Source organism: Candidatus Thermoplasmatota archaeon, from assembly GCA_022848865.1.
Lineage (GTDB): Archaea > Thermoplasmatota > Thermoplasmata > RBG-16-68-12 > JAGMCJ01 > JAGMCJ01.
The window spans coordinates 1-897 of sequence record JAJISE010000100.1; the positions used below are offsets into that span (position 1 = coordinate 1).

At 52.5% G+C, this 897-nt stretch carries 1 protein-coding gene; it reads right to left on the reverse strand.

The genetic code is table 11. From position 1 onward, the window contains the following. Positions 1-897 (reverse strand): aspartate--ammonia ligase (locus LN415_09850; GenBank protein ID MCJ2557388.1); only part of this gene is annotated, 897 nt, incomplete at both ends.

An 897-nucleotide genomic window follows, 5' to 3' on the forward strand; every position in this document is an offset into this window, starting at 1 on the left:
GCAGCTTCAGGAAATCAAGCTGCCCGCTAATCTCTAACTGCTGTTTGAGCGTGTCGGCGTTGACGCGGATACCCATGGATGTCAGCTCGTGGCGGCGTTTCGTTACGGGATTCCAGACGAGAATGTCACCGTTGAGGCCGTGCATCGGCCTGCCGTCCTCGGAGGTTGTCTCCGTTACCCAATCGTCGTAGTCGGCGGCGCGCATTTCGTGCGGGTAGCCGTCCTTTAAGACCCAGCCGATGCCGATGATGAAGATGGCGGGGTATTCCTGGATGATTTTTGTCTCTCGCTGCTTACGCGGCAGGTCGGGGTATCTTTCGAGTATTTCTTCGGCGTGGATGAAGGTCAGCTCATCGGGGAGGCTGGGGTATTTATCGGTTTTCAATTGGGGAAACATTTCCTGAACATGTACCTCAGCCCCTTTGAGCACCTTCCAGAGTTTCTGTACGACTTCTTTAAGGAATTTGAGGTTTCGCTGCTCTTTTGTTATAGCGAGCTCCCAGTCCCACTGGTCGACGTATGCGCTGTGGTCGTGGTCGAGCCAGTAGTCTTTGCGTATGGCCCGCATATCAGTGAGGAGGCCTTCGCCGATGTTCAAGTCGAATTGTTTTAGTGCCATGCGCTTCCATTTTGTTGCGGCCTGTACGACCTCGACATCAATGGGGTTCTTGTTATGGTCATTTGAAACGTGGAATGAAATGGGGGTGCGTGAGCCGTCCCTGTCCAGCAAGTCGTTGACGCCGCTATCGATGTCCACGATTAGAGGAACTGTAACGCGAATCAGATTAAGCTCTTTGCACAGATTTTCCTCGATGTAGTCTTTGACGGCGTAGGTGGCAATCTGGGTTTCCTTTGGTGACAGCAGAGAGTTGTAATCTTGTGGCAGGATTTTCTCCA